Below are 17,246 nucleotides of genomic sequence, written 5' to 3'. Positions count from 1 at the left end.
TACGCCACCTACCAGCTCCAAACCGACGCCGAGGCCACGCTCAGGGCGTGGTACTACATGGAGATGTTCCAGCGACTCGGGATCACCAGCGTCCGCGACGTGGCGGCGTCCGTTGGGCCGATCAAGGCGGCGGCCGCCGCCCTCGGTGAGGGACTCGAGAGCGCGATCCGCGTCTTCGGTGTCGGCAAGTTGATTACCTCGACGGGCGGTCACGCAGCGGGAGAGCGAGCCTCGATCTACGCCGATGGGCCCGTCGAATTCCGTCGCGCCGTCCGGATGATGCACGATCAAGGTTTCCGGCACATCAAGCTCTCGCCGTTCTACACCCGAGAAGAGGTGGAGGCGGCCGTCGACGAAGCCAAGACCCGGGGGATGCGGATCACCAGCCACGGCGGGGGCGTGTCGGACACGTGGCCCACCTCGATGACCAAGCTCGCGGTCGCCGCGGGGGTCCAGTCGATCGAACACCTCAATCAGATGGACGACGACGCGCTCGATCTGATGGCGGCTAAGGGCGTCGCCATCATTCCCACGATCGCGATCTACCGGCACCTCTACCGGGAGAACCAGATATCCCGCGAGATGATCGAGCGCCGGGGCTGGAAGGTGGCAATGCACGAAGCGCTGTTCCGGAAGGCCCACCAGCGGGGCATCGTGCTCGGGGTCGGCTCGGACGCCGTCTTCGACATGATGAAGCTCTACCCCGACCTCTACTTCGAGGAGATGCGCTACTTCGTCGAGTTGGGGATGACGCCGATGGAGGCGATCGTCGCGGCGACGAAGAACGGCGGGGCGATCATCGGCGACGAGTACCAGATCGGCACCCTCGAGGCCGGCAAGCTGGCCGACCTCCAGGTGCTCGCGACCAACCCCCTGGTCTCCTTCGCCGGACTCGGCAAACCGGAGATGGTGATGATCGGGGGGAGGATCCGCCGATTCAAGTAGGGCGGGCCTTCGTGATGGGGCCGAATCGGTGGCCCCCGGAGCGACACCTATGTCTATGGCCCCCAGCGACTGACGCGGTCCCCCGCGCTCACCGCCCCTCCAACCGCATCACCCACACGTCGCTCTCGCTGCTCCCGACGGTCAAGTAGAACCTCCGCCCGTCGGTCGAGAACCCGTACCGGGCCGGCGGGCGGGCCGGTAGACCAGCCGTCAGATCACGGCACGGGGCCGTCCTTCTTCTTGAAGTTCTGGAACCAACCTTCCCGGAACGAAATCGTATGGAGGAAATTCGACGGCCGGTTGAAGTACGCGTGCCACTCGTCCTTGAGCCGCACCATCACGGTCGGTACCTGCCGCATCTTCAACGCCATGTAATACTCCTCCGTCTGCGGCATCGGGGTCCGGAGATCGCCCTCGGCCGTCAGCACCATCGTCGGCGTCTTGACGTTGCCGACATACATCAGCGGCGAGCGCCGGAGATGCTCCGACGGATCCTCCCAGGGGAACTTGGCGAAGTTGTAGTACCAGTTGGGCCCGTCGGTGGTTCCGACGAAGGAGATCCAGTTGATCACCGGACACTCCGACGATAGTGAAAGGACGAGCGAGGGTTACTGCGAGTGGAGCGGACCGGGATCGAACCGGTGACCCCCTGCTTGCAAAGCAGGTGCTCTCCCAACTGAGCTACCGCCCCGTGCGGCCGGAAGCTAACCCGGCGCCTTGAGGCTTTCCAGCCGTTGCGGAACCTTCGGCCAGGAGCCACCTTTTCAGCCGAGACCACTTGGTTTGGGACAACTGGCTCTCCAGTGTTCCGATTCCCTCCGGCATCGCTGGGACGTGGACCACCGACGACGGCCAATACGCCGGCCGGAGCTGCTGGCTCAACCAAAAAGCCGTGGCCTTCCAGAATGGGGTCGAGACCGATCAGTTCTCGGTCCACGACGTGAAGTGGGTCAAGGCCCGGCAGGTGGCCGATACGCTTTTCCTGAGCGTTGACTACGTCCAGGACGGCAACCCGATTACCCTCGCCATCGCCTACCGCGACGTGGCGCGGCCGGAAATCCACTTCGTCAACCAGCCCGGGGTTCGGTGGTGGCGAACGGGGAACGCGCCGGTCATCGCCAAGTAGTGCCGGTCCCCTTGACTGTGACGGGGACTTGATCGACTGTTGTTCGTTATGCCCGCACGAATCATCTCCCAAGCAGAAGTCAATCAGTTACTGGCCATGCCGGCGTGTGTCGACCTCATGGACCAGACCCTTCGGACCCTGACCCGGGGCGGCGCGGTTCTGCCCCTTCGGACCATGCTCCGGCTTCCCGATGGTCGTGGCGTCTTCGGTTCGATGCCGGCCTATCTCAACCCACCGGACGCCATCGGTCTCAAGGCGCTGACCGTGTTCCCCGGCAACGAGGGCACCCGGTTCGATTCCCACCAGGGCGTGGTGCTGCTGTTCGAGGCCACCCACGGGGCGCTGACGGCCATTCTTGATGCCAGTTCGGTCACCGCCATTCGGACCGCTGCGGTTTCGGGTGTCGCCACCCGGGCGTTGGCCAATCCCGATGCGGGCGATCTCGCGATTCTCGGCAGCGGAGTCCAGGCGGTCACCCATCTCGATGCGATGGCCGCGGTGCGGACCCTCCGGCGGGTTCGGGTCTACAGCCGAAACGCCGCCAATGTGGCCCGGTTCATCAAGGACACCGCGGGCCGCCACGGCGTGACGGCGGAAGCCGTTGATTCAGTCGAGGCGGCGCTCCACGGGGCCGACCTCATTTGCACCGTCACTTCGGCCCGGCAGCCAATCGTCGAGCGCCGTTGGGTGGCCGATGGGGCCCATCTGAACGTGGTGGGCGCGTCGCTTCCGGGAGCGCGGGAAATCGACAGCGATACCGTGGCCGTGGCCCGGCTCTACGCCGACCGCCGCGAATCGCTGCTGAACGAGAGTGGCGATTTCTTGACGCCGAAGTCTGAGGGCCGGTTCGGCGACGAACATCTCCTGGGCGAAGTCGGCGAGGTGCTTGAGGGGAAGGCCCCGGGCCGGCTTGGCCGGTCGGACATTACCATGTTCAAATCGCTCGGCCTCGCCATCGAAGATCTGGCCTCGGCGCACTATGTGGCGGCTCGGGCGGCTGAACTCGGGATCGGGACGGTCATCGAAATCGGCGGGCTCCGCCACGAGGACTGAGCGGTGACCACCCGGTTCGTCCTCAATTCCTATCGCGAGCCGGGCGCGCTTCCGGCACCGGTGCCGGATGGCGTCCGGGCGTTTCACCGGAGCCTGGCCGGCTACGCGCCTACGCCGTTGATTCGGCGGACGGCTTTGGCCCACCGGCTCGGCATCGGCGATCTCTACGTCAAATACGAGGGAACTCGCTTTGGTCTCAAAGCCTTCAAGGGGCTGGGCGGATCGTGGGCGCTCCACCGCTTGCTCGAGCTCCGTCCTGGTTCGTTCGATACCGTCTCCACCGCGAGTGAAGGGAACCATGGGCGGGCGGTGGCCTGGTCGGCGCGGCTGATGAAGGTGCCGTGCGTGATCTTCCTGCCGGCCCACGCCGCGCCGGCTCGGATCGAGAACATCCGGGGCGAGGGCGCTACGGTCGTCCTGGTGGACGGTACCTACGAGGATGCCGTACGGGAGTGCGACCGGGTCAGCCGGGAGCGGGGTTGGCAGATCATCTCCGATGTCGGGTACGAGGGGTATCTCGAAATTCCGCCCCTGGTGGTCGAGGGCTACCGGACCCTTTATCAGGAGATCGACGAGCAACTGGCCGAGCACCGGTGGCCGGCACCGGACCCGGTGCTGATCCCGGGCGGGGTCGGCGGCATCCTCCACGCCGGAGTCGATCACTTCCGGTCCCGAGCCGACGGCCCGAGGGTCGTTGGGGTCGAACCGGCGGAAGGGGCGTGTCTCACCGAATCGCTGCTGGCCCCGGGTGGTCGGCCGATCGAGGCGACCGGGAATCGCCAGACGACGATGGCGTGCCTCAATTGCGGCGAGGTGTCGCTCCCGTCCTGGCCCAATATCCGGCGCGGCGTTGACGCAGTCCTGGCCATCGACGACCGCTATGCCGAAGAGGCCGTGCGGCTCCTTTATCGCGCCGCTCCCGGTGAGCCGGCGATCGAGGCCGGGAATTCCGGGGCGGCCACCACCGGCGGGCTCCTGGCCATCATGGAAGACCCCGCTTGCCGCGGGTTGAAAGACCACCTTGCCTTGGGTCCGGCCAGCATCGTGCTGGTCGTGTGCACCGAGGCCGCCATTGACCAACTGGAGTTCGAACGATGCCTCGCATCCTGATCCATTTCGCCGCGATGGCTGGCCTGTCGCTGCCCGCGGCGGCGCAGCGGGTTCCTGCGATGACCGATTCGCTCGATGTCATCATTGCCGGGGCCCGGATCGTCGATGGGTCGGGCCAGCCCGGCTACTTCGGTGATGTCGGAGTCCAGAACGGGTGGATCACCGTCGTGGCCAAGCCGGGCGCGTTGGGCACCCGTCCGACCAGACTGCGGGTTCGGGCGGCGGGGCTGGTCCTCGCACCCGGGTTCATCGACGTTCATTCGCACACGGTGGACGCGATCATCGGAGCGGAGCGGCGCTGGAACGAGGGCGCCGTGCGGCAGGGCGTCACCACGGTGCTAGGCGGGCCGGACGGCGGATACGCGCCGGACATGATGAAGCGGGTCGTGACGGCGCTCGCCACGCAAGGAGCCGGAACCAACGTGGCCCTCTACGTTGGGCACAACGCGGTGCGCCGGGCCGTGATGAGCAACCCGCAACGACCGCCCACGGCCGATGAGCTCGACCGGATGAAGGCCATGGTTAAGGAAGGGATGGAGCTCGGAGCCGTTGGGCTCTCGAGCGGCCTGATGTACGAACCCGGGATGTTCTCCACTACCGAGGAAGTGGTGGAGCTGGCCCGGGTCGTCGCACCGTATCGCGGGGTTTACGATTCTCATGTTCGCGACCCGGTCAAGCGGTTTCTCTGGTCCGACCAGGAGTGCATCGAGATCGGCGAGCGGGCCGGGGTGGCCCCCAAGATTGGCCATGAGAAGGCCGTCGGGCTCGAGAACGAGGGGAAGATCCAAGAGGTCATCAAGATGGTGAACGCGGCGCGGCTCCGGGGCGTCGATGCGGTGTCCGATCAGTACCCCTACGACGGGGCCGCCACCTCGGCGTTGACCGGGATCATCGTGCTACCCAAAGAACTGCGGGGCCAGGCCGGCTTCGACCTCAAGGCGGCGCTCAAAGACCCAGCCACTCGCGCCAAGATCAAAGAGGCCAGCGAGAACGGCGTGGACGGCGGGTTTGCCTGGCTCAAAGCCACCGGCTACACGGCCATGCGGGTTACCACGAGTTCGGAGCGGCCGGCGCTGGTTGGCCGGTATCTCTCAGAAATCGCGACGCGCGAGAAAAAGGACCGCTTCGACGCCGTGGCCGACTTGATCATGGCCAGCACCAAGCCGGTCGGCATAACCCTCGGCGCCATCAAGGAGAAGGATCTCCGCGATTTGCTGGTCCAACCCTGGAACATGATCGCGAGTGACGGCGGGTACGCCGACGGCAAGTCCGACCAGATGGGGCATCCGCGCTCGACCGGGACATTCCCGAGGGTTCTGGGCCACTATGTCCGGGAAACCAAGGTGCTGACCCTCGAGGAAGCCGTTCGCAAGATGACCTCGCTGCCGGCCGATTTCAGCGGGCTCCGCGACCGGGGCCGGATCGCCGAGGGCCAGGCAGCCGACTTGGTGATCTTCGATCCGCGGACGATCATCGATCGCTCGACCTGGGACGAGCCGGCCAAGATGCCGGTCGGCGTCCGGGACGTTTTTGTGAACGGCCAGGCTGTGTTGATGAACGGCGAATTGACCGGCAAGTCTCCCGGCCGGTACCTCCGGGCGCGGCGGTAGTCTTCGGTTCAGTCCCTCTGGCCCAAGGACAGCGAAGTCGATGCGCCAGGGCGGTGACTTCATCGCGGCGACCCTCTAAGCGGTGGTCGAACGCGGGAAACCTCCCATTCTGACCCGGTTCATTGATGCGGTGTTCTCGGTGCTGACCCCCATCATGACGCCGGCCAAGAGCCGGAGCGCATACTGGCCCCTGGAAGGAGCGACCCGGGGCTGACCTGGACAAGACGGTTCTGACGATGCTCAAGAACATCGAGGCGAAGACCGGGAAGACGCTGCCCGACTTTGCCAAGCTCCTCACCAAGAGCGGGCTCACCAAGCATGGCGAGCTTCGGTCGATGTTGATGGAGAAATTCGAGCTCGGCCACGGCCAAGCCAACATGGTGGTCCACCTCGCGCTCAAGTCCGATGGCCAGAGCGCCGCGGCGGCCCCGAAGAAGGGCTCCCTCAGCTACCGGCGAAAGAAGCAGTTTGTCGGGGTCGGTCCGAAGACCAAGACGGCCATCGAAGTAGGGCTCGCGGTCAAATCGCTCCCGGCCGATTCCCGGCTCAAGGAGATGCCCCCCGCCGGCATGTGCCGCTACACGACCCGGGTCGGTTCAGCGGCCGAAGTGGACGCCACGCTCCGGGGATGGATCAAGACCTCGTACGACGAAGCCGGCTGATCCTTGTGCCGTCCCACCCCGGCGCCGCATATTTCCGCAGAGGCCGGTTCCCCAGGTTAAGCGGCCTCGTCACCATGGAGACAGCCAGTATGGGAAAGCCACTGAGCCGGATTACCGAACCGATGGTTCGGGAGCACGGGGTCCTTCGGGTCGCCACATGGGATGAGGCGCTCGATCGCGCCGCGGAGGGGTTCCGGCGGGCCAAGGCGCAATACGGCGGGGATGCCCTGGCAACCATGAGTTGTTCGAAGGCCAGCAACGAGATGAATTTCCTGGCGTCGAAATTGACTCGGGTTGCCTTTGGGACCCATAACATCGACAGCTGCAACCGAACGTGACACGCTCCTAGCGTCGTCGGTCTGGCGACGGTGTTCGGCGCCGGTGGGGGTACCAACACCTACCGGGAAGTGGAAGAGACCGACGTCGTCTTCCTCTGGGGCGCGAACGCCCGCGAAAACCACCCGATCTTTTTTCATCATGTCCTGAAGGCCCTCCGCCGGGGAGCCGCGCTCGTCGTCGTCGATCCGCGCCGGACCACCTCCGCGCAGTGGGCCGACGCCTGGCTCGGGCTCCACGTCGGCACCGACATCGCGCTGGCCAACGCCATGGCCCGGGAGATCATCCACCAGGGGCTCGCCAACGAGGCGTTCATCCGCCGGGCCACCGAACACTTTGACGCCTACCGGGATTCGGTCGAGAGGTACACCCTGGCCTATGCCGAGGCGATTACCGGCGTGCCGGCGGATGTCATTGCCCGCGCGGCGGAAGCCTATGCCCGGGCCGACCGGGCGGTCATCTGCTGGACGTTAGGCATTACCGAGCACCACAACGCGGTCGACAATGTCCTCGCCCTGATCAATCTTGCCCTGCTGACCGGGCATGTCGGCCGGCATGGCTCGGGCGTCAATCCCCTTCGCGGCCAAAACAACGTCCAGGGCGGGGGCGACATGGGGGCCATCCCCAACCGTCTGGCCGGCTTCCAGGACTGGACGAAGGACCCGGCGGTCAAGGCGAAATTCGACCGGGCCTGGGGCATCGACATGGCGCCGACCTACGGACTGAACTTGACCCAGATGTTCGAGGCCATGGAACACGGGGAACTCCGGGCGGTGTACGCCATCGGCGAAAACCCGGCCCAGTCGGAAGCCGATCAGGGCCGGACGGAGCGCCTGTTGGCCGGGCTCGATCACTTGGTGGTCCAGGATATTTTTCTCACCAAGACGGCAGAGTTTGCCCACGTGGTGCTTCCGGCGTCGTCGAGTTGGTGCGAATCCGAAGGAACCGTGACCAACAGCGAGCGGCGGGTCCAGCGGGTCCGGAAAGCCCTGGAGCCGCCCGGCAACGCCCGCGACGACCAGTGGATCATCGGCGAGATTGCCCGTCGGCTCGGTCACGACTGGGGCCATCCGACCGGTGAGGCGGTCTGGAACGAGGTCCGGTCGCTGGCCCCGATGTTGGCCGGGATGAGCTACCAGCGGCTCGAGCAAGCCGGCGGCCTCCACTGGCCCTGCTACGATGAAAGCCACCCGGGGGAGACCTATCTCCACAGCCGACTCTGGAAGGAACCGCGGGACGGTCCGGCGGCGCCGTTCTCGGTGGTGGAGCATGACCCGCCGGTGGAGATGCCCGACGCGGAGTACCCGTTCCAGCTGACCACGGGCCGCCGGCTCGATTCGTACAATACCGGGGTGCAGACCGCCGGTTACGCGTCGCCGCTTCGGCGGGGGGAATCGGTTGATCTCTCGCCCGAGGACGCCGCGATGCTTGGCTTGGTGGACGGCGCGGCGGTCCGAGTTACCTCGCGGCGAGGGGCAGTGGTCGCCCCGGCCCGGATCGACCCGAGTCTTCGGGCCGGGCTGGTGTTCATGACGCTTCATTTCCAGGACGAGGTCAAAACCAACGTCCTCACGATCGATGCCACCGACCCGAAGTCCGGGACGGCCGAGTTCAAGGCCTGCGCGGTCCGGCTCGAACCGATGACCCCGTAGGAGCGCCGTGGACCTTCATCTTCTCAAGGCCGTCGCCACCCCGGACGAGCGGGACGCGGTGGATGCCCATCTCGGCCCGCCGACGAGCGGGTGGGACGGCGGCGCCCGGCAACCCCGTGACGCCCACACGGCGGCGGGCGGGCACCAGGCCCGCGCCGAACGGCATCGGCTGCTTCCGGCTCTCCATGCCGTCCAGTCGCGGATCGGCTGGATCAGCGAGGGCGCCCTCAACTACCTCGCCGAGCGCCTAACGGTGCCCCCGGCCGATATCTTCGGGGTGGCCACGTTCTACGGGCTCCTGTCGACCGTGCCCCGCCCTCGACGGGTCCTGCACCTCTGCGATGACATCGGCTGCCGTGGCCAGGGTGGGGATACCCTTTGCCGGACGGTGGAGCAGGAGGCCGGGCCGGCCTACCATGGTCCGGACGGCACTCACCATACCATCCCCGAGGCAACCGCCTGGATGCGGAGTCCGTGCCTCGGACTCTGCGATCACGCCCCCGCGGCGCTGCTGACGGAGGCGGGGCCAACCCCGGTGGCGCGGCTGTTCGGGCCGGTGACGGCGGCCCAGGCGCTCGCGGTGCTTACGGGCGGCGCCGGTCCGGCCGGTCCGAATCGAATCCGGATTCCCCAAGCGGGAGACCCCGACCTTCGGTTACTTCGGCGGGTCGACGTCGTCGATCCGGCGAGTCTCGATGACTACCGGGCGCACGGTGGATATCTCGGTCTTCGGCGGGCCCTTGAGATCGGTCCCGAGGCGGTGATCCGCGAGGTGACGGACGCCAAGCTGGCCGGCCGGGGCGGCGCCGCGTTCCCGACCGGGCGGAAATGGGCCGCGGTCGCGGGGCAGGGGGTTCGTCCCCACTATGTGATTTGCAATGCGGACGAATCGGAGCCGGGCACGTTCAAGGACCGAGCCCTGATGGAGGGCGACCCGTTCGCGATCGTCGAATCGATGACCATCGCGGCCTTTGCCACCGGGTCGGAACGGGGGTTCATCTACCTCCGGGGCGAGTACCCGGAGGCTCGGGCCCGGTTAGCCCATGCTATCGAGGCGGCCCGGCGCCTTGGGCTCCTCGGAGCCAACGTGATGGGGCGGGGCTTCCGGTTCGAGATCGAGATTCGCGAGGGCGCCGGGGCGTACATCTGCGGAGAAGAGACCGCGATCTTCAACTCGATCGAAGGCTTCCGGGGCGAGCCCCGGAACAAGCCGCCGTTTCCGTTCCAGGCCGGCTTGTTCGGCAAACCCACCTTGGTGAACAACGTCGAGACCCTGGTCAACGTGCTCGAGATCCTCCGGATCGGGGGCAGTGCCTACGCCGCCATCGGGACCGAGGGCTCGACCGGCCCGCGGCTGTTCTGCCTGTCCGGGTGGGTCGAACGGCCCGGCGTCTACGAAGTGCCGTTTGGCGCGAGCCTCCGCGATCTGCTCACGCTGGCGGGTGGCGTCGCGGGCGGCCGCCCGCTCCAGGCGGTGTTGCTTGGCGGGGCAGCGGGGGTCTTCGTCCGGCCCGACGAGTTAGATATGCCGTTGACGTTTGAAGGGGTCCGGGCGGCCGGCGCTACGTTAGGCTCCGGCGTGATCATGGCCTTCGACGACCGGGTGGACATGCTGGACGTGGTGCTCCGGATCGCGGCGTTTTTCCGGGACGAGTCGTGCGGTCAGTGTGTGCCCTGTCGGGTCGGGACGGTGCGCCAGGAGGAGGCGCTCCATCGCCTCAAGGCGGGCCGGGCCCGGGGCGGCCTCGAGACCGAGTTGGCGTTGCTGGAGGAAATTGGGCTGGCCATGAAGGACGCCTCGATCTGCGGGTTGGGCCAAACGGCCTATGCCGCCGTCGAGTCGGCGGTCAAACGGCTTCACCTCTTTTCGGGAGCACAGACCGGATGAGCGCGTTGGTGCAACTCGAAACTCGCCGGCGCCTGGTCGAACTCACGATCGACGGCGAAACAGTGGTGGCGCCCGAAGGCACCACCATCCTGGAGGCCTCAAAGCGGCTGGGCCGGACCATCCCGACGTTGTGCTATCTCGAGACCCTCCGGCCGGTCAATGTCTGCCGGGTCTGTGTGGTCGAGGTCGAGGGCTCCCGGGTCCTGGTGCCGAGTTGCTCTCGGGCCGTGGAAGCCGGCATGGTGGTGAAGACCGACTCCGACCGCGTCAAACACAGCCGGAAGATGGTGTTCGAGTTCCTGGCTTCGTCAGTGGACCTCTCGACCACGCCGGACGTCGGGGAGTGGCTGGCCGAGTACGCGGCCGATCCGGACCGCTACGGCCCACCCGCGCCGCCGGCGCCGGCCGGTCATCGAGACCACTTGATGCCCGGGCACCATGCGCCGCCGGACCCGGCGTACCGCGCCACCGTGGCCCAACCCGTCAAGGTCGACAACGACCTCTACGTGCGTGACTACGGGAAGTGCATCCTCTGCTACAAATGCGTCGAAGCCTGCGGAACGGATCATCAGAACACGTTCGCGCTGACCGTGGCCGGACGGGGTTTCGATGCCAGGATTTCGACCGAGTTCGCCGTCGAGTTGCCGAAATCGGCTTGTGTCTATTGCGGGAACTGCATCGCGGTGTGCCCGACCGGCGCGTTGATGTTCAAGTCCGAACACGATCTCCGGCGGGCGGGCACCTGGGACGAGTCCCGGCAAACGATGACCCAGACCGTCTGTCCCTACTGCGGGGTCGGCTGCAACCTTGAACTCCATGTCCAGGACAACGAAATCGTCAAAGTCACCTCGCCGCTTGACCACGAGGTGACCCTGGGCAACCTCTGCATCAAGGGGCGGTTCGGCTGGCAGTACGTCTCGAGCGGCAACCGGCGGCCGAAGCCGACCTAGCCGACTCGGCCGGGATGGGTATAGGCCGTGAGGTCGTTGCCCCGGGCAAACCCGACCAACGTCAACCCTGACTGCTCGGCCACCCGGACCGCGAGCCCGGTGGGCCCCGAAATGGCGGCCAACAGTGGCGCCCCGAGCGTCGCCGTCTTCTGGACCATTTCGAAACTGGCCCGGCTGGTTACCACCACGAATCCACCGCCCGGATCGATCTCGGTTTGTCGAATGGCGCCGACGAGCTTGTCGAGGGCATTGTGGCGGCCAACGTCCTCCCGGACCAATGCGAGTACCCCGTCCGCGCCGGCCCAACCTGCCGCATGCACCGCTCCCGCGATCTCATTGAGCGGCTGGCGGGAGGCGAGGCCCGCGAGCGCGGTTCGAATCGCCGCCGGGGTAATGGCCCCCCCAGCCGGTACCTGATGCACCGTTTTCAAGACGCTCGCCACTCCGTCCGCGCCACAAATGCCGCACCCAGTCCGGCCGGTAAACCGCCGGGCTCTCGCCCCGATGGCCTCGTCACACTCCGCCGCCACCGCTAATTGGAGTTCGATCCCCTGGCTGTACCGGACCACCTCGACGTGCCGTAGATCGGCCGGGGTTCGGATCAACTCCTCGGTCAGGCTAAACCCGAGGGCAAAGTCCTCGAGATCTTGCGGCGTGGCCATCATCACCACATGCGGCACCCCGTTGTAGATAAGGGCAACCGGCGTTTCCTCGACTACCCGCTCAACCCCGTCGCTGACCACCCCTCCCCGCCACCGCCGAGCCCCGACCTCAAGAATCGGCCCCCCATACCCCAACCGCCTCATCCTCATCCCTCCCGCCGAGTGCCGAGTGCCGAGTGCCGAGCCCGAAACATACCACCCCGATGGAATCCCGAATGACTCCCTCTCCCGGGGGCCACTATCTTTCGGCCTCTGTATCACGTCCCCAGTCACCCGAACACCGGAGCCCGTCGCCATGGCCGTCATGCCCCCCATTAATCTGAAACGCTGGGTCGACGAGCATCGTGACCTGCTGAAGCCGCCGGTCGGCAACAAGATGATCTGGCAGGACGCCGAATTCTTGGTGATGGCGGTGGGCGGCCCGAACGCCCGGAAGGATTTCCACGTCGAGGACGGCGAAGAATTCTTCTATCAGGTGGAAGGTGACATCGTGGTCCGGATCGTCGACGACGGCCAGGTCAAGGAAATCTCGATCAAGGAAGGGGAGATGTTCCTCCTCCCGGCCGGGATTCCGCATTCTCCCCAGCGACCGGCCAACACCGTCGGGCTCGTCATCGAGCGGCGTCGGGTCGAGGGTGAGCACGACCACCTCCGCTGGTTCTGCGAGAAGTGCGGCGAGATCATCTTCGATGCCAGCTTCCAATTGGTCGATTTGGGCAAACAGCTGAAGCCGGTCATGGAAGACTTCTGGGCCGATCAGTCGAAGCGGACCTGCCAGAAGTGCGGCACGGTCATGCAGCCGCCGGCGCCCGCCGCGAAGTAACGGGTGCTGAAGATCGACCTGCACACCCACATCCTGCCGGAGTCGTGGCCGAACCTTCGGGATCGCTACGGCTACGGCGGGTTCATGGAGTTGCAGCACGTGGCGCCTTGCCGGGCCCGGATGGTCGTGGACGGGAAAGTCTTCCGCGAGATTGAGGACAACTGTTGGGATTCGAGCCGTCGGTTGGTCGAGTGCGACGACCTCGGCGTCAACGTTCAGGTCCTCTCGACCGTGCCGGTGATGTTCAGTTACTGGGCCAAGCCCGCCGACGGCCACGACCTCGCCAAGATCCTCAATGACCATCTTGCCTGGGTGGTCGCGACCAATCCGAAGCGGTTCATCGGCCTTGGCACGGTGCCGCTCCAATCGCCGGACTTGGCGATCGCGGAACTCGAGCGCTGTGTGGTGGACCTCCGGATGCCCGGGGTGCAAATCGGCACCCATGTCAACGAGTGGAACTTCGACGCTCCGGAGTTGTTCCCGTTCTTTGCCAGGGCGGCCGAACTCGGGGCGGCCATCTTCGTCCATCCCTGGGAAATGCTGGCCCCCGAGCGGATGCGGAAGTACTGGCTCCCCTGGCTGGTCGGGATGCCGACGGAGTCGGCGCTCGCCATCGCGTCCCTGCTGTTCGGGGGCGTCCTCGAGCGGCTGCCCTCGCTCCGAATCTGTTTTGCCCACGGCGGCGGGAGTTTTGTCGGCATCCTGGGCCGCCTCGAGCACGGGTTCGAGGCCCGGCCCGACCTGGTGGCGGTCGACAATCCGCATCCGCCGTCGAAGTACTTGGGCCGGTTCTTCGTCGACTCTTTGACCCACGATCCGGATGTCCTCCGTCACCTGATCAGCCGGTTGGGGGCCAATCGGGTCGCGTTAGGCTCTGATTATCCGTTCCCGCTTGGCGAACTTCGCCCCGGCGCCATGATCGAGTCGATGACCGATCTGTCGCCGGAGCAGCGGGAATGGCTGCTGTTCCGGACCGCGCTCGAATTTCTCGACCGACCGCTGGAGACCTATCTGTGACGAGTGACTACCAACCCACGGAAGCGTGGGCCCACGCAGAGGACGCCGCGGACCCCTTGGGCCCGATCCGGCACGAGTTCGAGCACCCGGTCGACGATCGGGGGGCGCCGGTGGCCTACCTCTGTGGCAATTCGCTGGGCCTGATGCCGCGGGCCGTCCGTGAATTGATGACGCAGGAGCTCGCGGATTGGGGCCGGCTCGCCGTCGAGGGGCACATGCACGCCAAGACGCCCTGGTACTCGTACCACGAGAACTTCCGGGACGCCGGCGCCCGTCTGGTCGGCGCCCGGCCCGGCGAAGTGGTGTTGATGAACTCGCTGACGCTCAACCTCCATCTGATGATGGTGTCGTTCTACCGGCCGGTGGGCCGGCGCCGAAAGATCCTGACCGAGGATGCCGCGTTCCCCTCCGATACCTATGCGGTGGCGTCCCATCTGGAAACCCGGGGGATCGACCCCGCCGACGGCATGATTCAACTCAAGCCGGAGCCGGGGCAGTCGTGCCTCACGACAGAGGGGATCGAACGGGCCATCGCCGAACAGGGCGAGGAGATCGCGCTGGTGCTCCTGCCGGGGGTGCAGTACTACACCGGCCAGCGCCTCGATCTCAAGCGGATCACCGCGGCGGCCCATCGGGCCGGGGCCGTGGCGGGCTTCGATCTGGCCCACGCGGCCGGGAACGTGCCCTTGGAGTTGCACGACTGGGATGTGGATTTCGCGGCCTGGTGTTCCTACAAATACCTCAACGGGGGCCCGGGAGCAGCCGGCGGATGCTTCGTGCACGAGCGGCACGGGGCCAACCGGTCGCTGCCCCGGTTTGCGGGATGGTGGGGCAATGATCCGGCCACCCGGTTCCGGCTTCACTTGAACGAACGATTCGTGCCGCACACCGGCGCCGAGGGGTGGCAAATCAGCAATCCGTCGGTGTTGTCGATGACGCCGTTGCTGGCCTCGATGGCCCAGTTCGACCGGATCGGGATCGCGGCGCTCCGGAAGAAATCGCTGGCGCTGACCGGCTACCTCGAGTATCTGGTCCGCCGGGCTCCGGCGGGCCGAGTGTCGATCCTCACCCCGGCGGACCCGGAAGCCCGGGGCTGTCAACTGTCGCTGCTGATCCCGGAGGGAGCCCGGGCTGCGTTCGACGGGATCCGGGCCCGGGGGATTCTCCCCGACTTCCGCCAGCCCGACGTGATCCGGATGTCCCCGGTCCCGATGTACAACTCGTTCCACGATGTCTGGCGCGCCGGGACGGCGCTCGGGGAGGTGCTCGGTGCCTAACGAGAATCGGCCGGCGTTCGTGATCGTGGGCGGCGGCCTCGTCGGATCGATGCTGGCGGCGCTGCTCGGGCGCGAGGGATTTCCAGTGGAGGTCATCGAGCGGCGGGTCGATCCGCGCGACGGCCGGATGGAGGGCGGGCGGAGCATCAACCTCGCGATCTCGGCCCGGGGGCTCAACGCATTGGCCCGGCTCGACCTCGATGACGCGTTGGTAGGCTTGGGCGTGCCCCTCTACCGGCGGGCGATTCATGCTCGGCACTCGGCGGGGGGGGCGAGGGTGGCGTATCAGCCGTATGGGGATGGGAGGCAGGCGATCAACTCGTTTTCGCGGGGGGAGTTGAATCGGGCCCTGATCGTGGCGGCGGGGCGGACGGCCAATGTGACGATGGTGTTTGGGCGGCGGTGTGTGGATGTCGATGTGCTCGCGGGGACGGTGAGCCATGTCGATGCGGCCACGGGGGGCGACGCCCGGGTGAGTCGGGGGGTGATCGTCGGGGCGGACGGGGCGTTCTCGGCGGTGCGGCCGGTGATGCAGCGGCGGGAGTATCAGGAATACGCCCAGAGTTATCTGGAACACGGATATAAGGAGCTGTTCATCCCGGCCAGGGCCGATGGGACGCCGGCGCTCGAGGTCAACGCCATGCACATCTGGCCGCGGGGCCGGTTCATGATGATGGCGATGGCCAACCGCGATGGCTCGTTTACGGTGACCCTTTACCTGCCGCGGACCGGCGAAAACGGCTTCGACCGGCTGACGACCCCGGCGGATGTGGCGGCATTCTTCGAGCGGGATTTTCCCGATGCCGTGCCCCTGATGCCGACCTTGATCGAGGACTTCTTCGGCAATCCGACCGGGGCGATGGTGACCGTCCGGACCTACCCCTGGCATGCCGGCGGTCAGGCCGTGCTGATCGGCGACGCCGCGCATGCGATCGTCCCGTTCTACGGGCAGGGTGCCAACTGCGGGTTCGAGGATTGCCTCGAGTTTGTGGCCCAGGTCACGGCGAGCCCGGGCAACCTCACCCAAGCCTTTGAACGCTATCAGCAGGTCCGCAAACCGAATGCCGAGGCCATTGCCGATTTGGCCTTGGCCAATTTCCATGAAATGCGCGACCATGTCGCGTCACCATGGTTCTTGTGGAAAAAGCGGTTCGAAAAGCTCCTGGCGGCGCTGTTGCCCGGTTGGTACCGCCCACTTTATCCGATGATCGCGTTCTCGCTGATCCCGTACGCCGAGGCCCGGGCGCGGGCGGCGGATCAAGCCAGGACCCTCCGGTGGACCGGCCGGGTGCTCGGGGCGCTGCTCGTGGTCACTGTTGTTTGGCTTCTACTCTCGAGGTAACCGTGTCGCCCGTCACCTACGCATCCTATCTTAAGATCGAAGAATTACTTGGCCTGCAGCAGCCGAAGTCCTCGCCCGAAGAGCATGACGAACTGCTGTTCATCGTCATTCACCAGACCTACGAGCTCTGGTTCAAGCTCCTCCTCCATGAAACCGGCAAAGTCGTCGGCGACTTCCACCGCAATGACCTTTTCGGGGCGATCTCGACCCTGAAACGGATGCGGACCATGATGAAGACGTTGGTGGGCCAACTCGATATCATCGAGACGATGACGCCGATGTCTTTCGCGTCATTTCGGAACCGGCTCGACACCGCGTCGGGCTTCCAATCCTATCAATTCAAAGAGGTGGAGTTTGCCTTCGGCTACAAACGGAGCAACGTGGCCCACGCCATTCCCGTCACCGAGCCGGGACGGGCTAAGGCCGAACGCCGGTTGGGGGAGCCGAGCGTAGTGGATGCGTTCTACCGGTTCTTGGTCCACCGCGGGGCCGCGGTTCCAACCGACCTGCTCGAGAAGGACGTCCGGCTACCGACCCAGGCCGACGAACGAGTCCAAGAGGAACTCTTCCGGCTCTACCAGACCCAGCCGGAGTTGGTCATTCTGTTCGAGTTGATGACGGACTTCGATGAGGGGATGCAGGAGTGGCGGTATCGCCATGTGAAGATGGTGGAACGAACCATCGGCGCCAAGAAGGGAACCGGCGGCTCCGCCGGAGTCGATTTCCTGAAACAATCGTTGTTCTTGCCGCTCTTCCCCGACCTCTGGGCCGTCCGCCACAGGATGTGATCTCG

16 protein-coding genes and 1 tRNA gene are annotated in these 17,246 nt (G+C 66.1%); 14 read left to right on the top strand and 3 right to left on the bottom strand.

Features of this window, described 5'->3' with window-relative positions:
* Window positions 1-945, top strand: a 945-nt coding sequence (locus tag EXR94_12465) for a hypothetical protein (protein MSR03532.1), incomplete at its 5' end; no start/stop codon positions are given.
* 215 nt (window positions 946-1,160) lie between these two features.
* Here EXR94_12465 and EXR94_12460 read toward each other — a convergent pair.
* Window positions 1,161-1,517, bottom strand: coding sequence for a hypothetical protein (locus EXR94_12460; protein MSR03531.1), 357 nt, complete (start codon window positions 1,515-1,517; stop codon window positions 1,161-1,163).
* Between the two features lie 46 nt (window positions 1,518-1,563).
* Window positions 1,564-1,636: transfer RNA gene (locus EXR94_12455), tRNA-Ala, on the bottom strand.
* Between the two features lie 87 nt (window positions 1,637-1,723).
* Between EXR94_12455 and EXR94_12450 the strand changes: the two genes are divergently transcribed.
* The 8 genes from EXR94_12450 (at window position 1,724) to EXR94_12415 (ending at window position 11,332) form a co-directional block, all read left to right on the top strand.
* On the top strand, window positions 1,724-2,071 hold the full coding sequence (locus EXR94_12450) for a hypothetical protein (protein ID MSR03530.1): 348 nt from the start codon (window positions 1,724-1,726) through the stop codon (window positions 2,069-2,071).
* Between the two features lie 48 nt (window positions 2,072-2,119).
* The gene (locus tag EXR94_12445; GenBank protein ID MSR03529.1) at window positions 2,120-3,124 is read left to right on the top strand and encodes an ornithine cyclodeaminase family protein; all 1,005 of its coding nucleotides are present in this window, start codon (window positions 2,120-2,122) and stop codon (window positions 3,122-3,124) included.
* Between the two features lie 3 nt (window positions 3,125-3,127).
* On the top strand, window positions 3,128-4,234 hold the full coding sequence (locus tag EXR94_12440; GenBank protein MSR03528.1) for a pyridoxal-phosphate dependent enzyme: 1,107 nt from the start codon (window positions 3,128-3,130) through the stop codon (window positions 4,232-4,234).
* Entirely contained in the window at window positions 4,219-5,844 is a 1,626-nt protein-coding gene (locus EXR94_12435; protein ID MSR03527.1) for a hypothetical protein, read from the top strand. Before EXR94_12440 ends, EXR94_12435 begins: the two co-directional genes overlap by 16 nt.
* Window positions 5,845-6,080: 236 nt before the next feature.
* Entirely contained in the window at window positions 6,081-6,506 is a 426-nt protein-coding gene (locus EXR94_12430; GenBank protein MSR03526.1) for a DUF4287 domain-containing protein, read from the top strand.
* A gap of 74 nt (window positions 6,507-6,580) precedes the next feature.
* Window positions 6,581-8,494 carry a formate dehydrogenase subunit alpha gene (locus EXR94_12425; GenBank protein ID MSR03525.1) on the top strand — a complete coding sequence of 638 codons (1,914 nt, stop codon included), beginning with the start codon at window positions 6,581-6,583 and terminating at the stop codon, window positions 8,492-8,494.
* Between the two features lie 7 nt (window positions 8,495-8,501).
* Window positions 8,502-10,382 (top strand): NADH-quinone oxidoreductase subunit E, encoded by a 1,881-nt coding sequence (locus EXR94_12420; protein ID MSR03524.1) that lies wholly within the window; start codon window positions 8,502-8,504, stop codon window positions 10,380-10,382.
* Window positions 10,379-11,332 (top strand): 2Fe-2S iron-sulfur cluster binding domain-containing protein, encoded by a 954-nt coding sequence (locus EXR94_12415; protein ID MSR03523.1) that lies wholly within the window; start codon window positions 10,379-10,381, stop codon window positions 11,330-11,332. The genes EXR94_12420 and EXR94_12415 overlap by 4 nt, the downstream gene beginning before the upstream one ends.
* Here EXR94_12415 and fdhD read toward each other — a convergent pair.
* Entirely contained in the window at window positions 11,329-12,138 is an 810-nt protein-coding gene (gene fdhD / locus EXR94_12410; protein MSR03522.1) for a formate dehydrogenase accessory sulfurtransferase FdhD, read from the bottom strand. The genes EXR94_12415 and fdhD overlap by 4 nt on opposite strands.
* Window positions 12,139-12,289: 151 nt before the next feature.
* Between fdhD and EXR94_12405 the strand changes: the two genes are divergently transcribed.
* Genes EXR94_12405 through EXR94_12385 form a run of 5 tightly spaced genes read left to right on the top strand, consistent with a single transcriptional unit; the run spans window position 12,290 to window position 17,241 of the window.
* Complete coding sequence (locus EXR94_12405; GenBank protein ID MSR03521.1) at window positions 12,290-12,817, top strand: 3-hydroxyanthranilate 3,4-dioxygenase; 528 nt, start codon at window positions 12,290-12,292, stop codon at window positions 12,815-12,817.
* Window positions 12,818-12,823: 6 nt separating this feature from the next.
* The gene (locus tag EXR94_12400) at window positions 12,824-13,834 is read left to right on the top strand and encodes an amidohydrolase (GenBank protein ID MSR03520.1); all 1,011 of its coding nucleotides are present in this window, start codon (window positions 12,824-12,826) and stop codon (window positions 13,832-13,834) included.
* Window positions 13,774-15,111 (top strand): kynureninase, encoded by a 1,338-nt coding sequence (gene kynU, locus EXR94_12395; GenBank protein ID MSR03519.1) that lies wholly within the window; start codon window positions 13,774-13,776, stop codon window positions 15,109-15,111. The genes EXR94_12400 and kynU overlap by 61 nt, the downstream gene beginning before the upstream one ends.
* On the top strand, window positions 15,065-16,453 hold the full coding sequence (locus EXR94_12390; GenBank protein MSR03518.1) for an FAD-dependent monooxygenase: 1,389 nt from the start codon (window positions 15,065-15,067) through the stop codon (window positions 16,451-16,453). Before kynU ends, EXR94_12390 begins: the two co-directional genes overlap by 47 nt.
* Window positions 16,240-17,241, top strand: coding sequence for a tryptophan 2,3-dioxygenase (locus EXR94_12385; GenBank protein MSR03517.1), 1,002 nt, complete (start codon window positions 16,240-16,242; stop codon window positions 17,239-17,241). Before EXR94_12390 ends, EXR94_12385 begins: the two co-directional genes overlap by 214 nt.
* Window positions 17,242-17,246: the final 5 nt, after the last annotated feature.

This window comes from Gemmatimonadota bacterium (genome assembly GCA_009692115.1).
Classification (GTDB): domain Bacteria; phylum Gemmatimonadota; class Gemmatimonadetes; order Gemmatimonadales; family GWC2-71-9; genus SHZU01.
The sequence above is the reverse complement of the archived record's forward strand: the minus strand, read 5'-3'. Positions and strand labels throughout refer to the sequence as shown.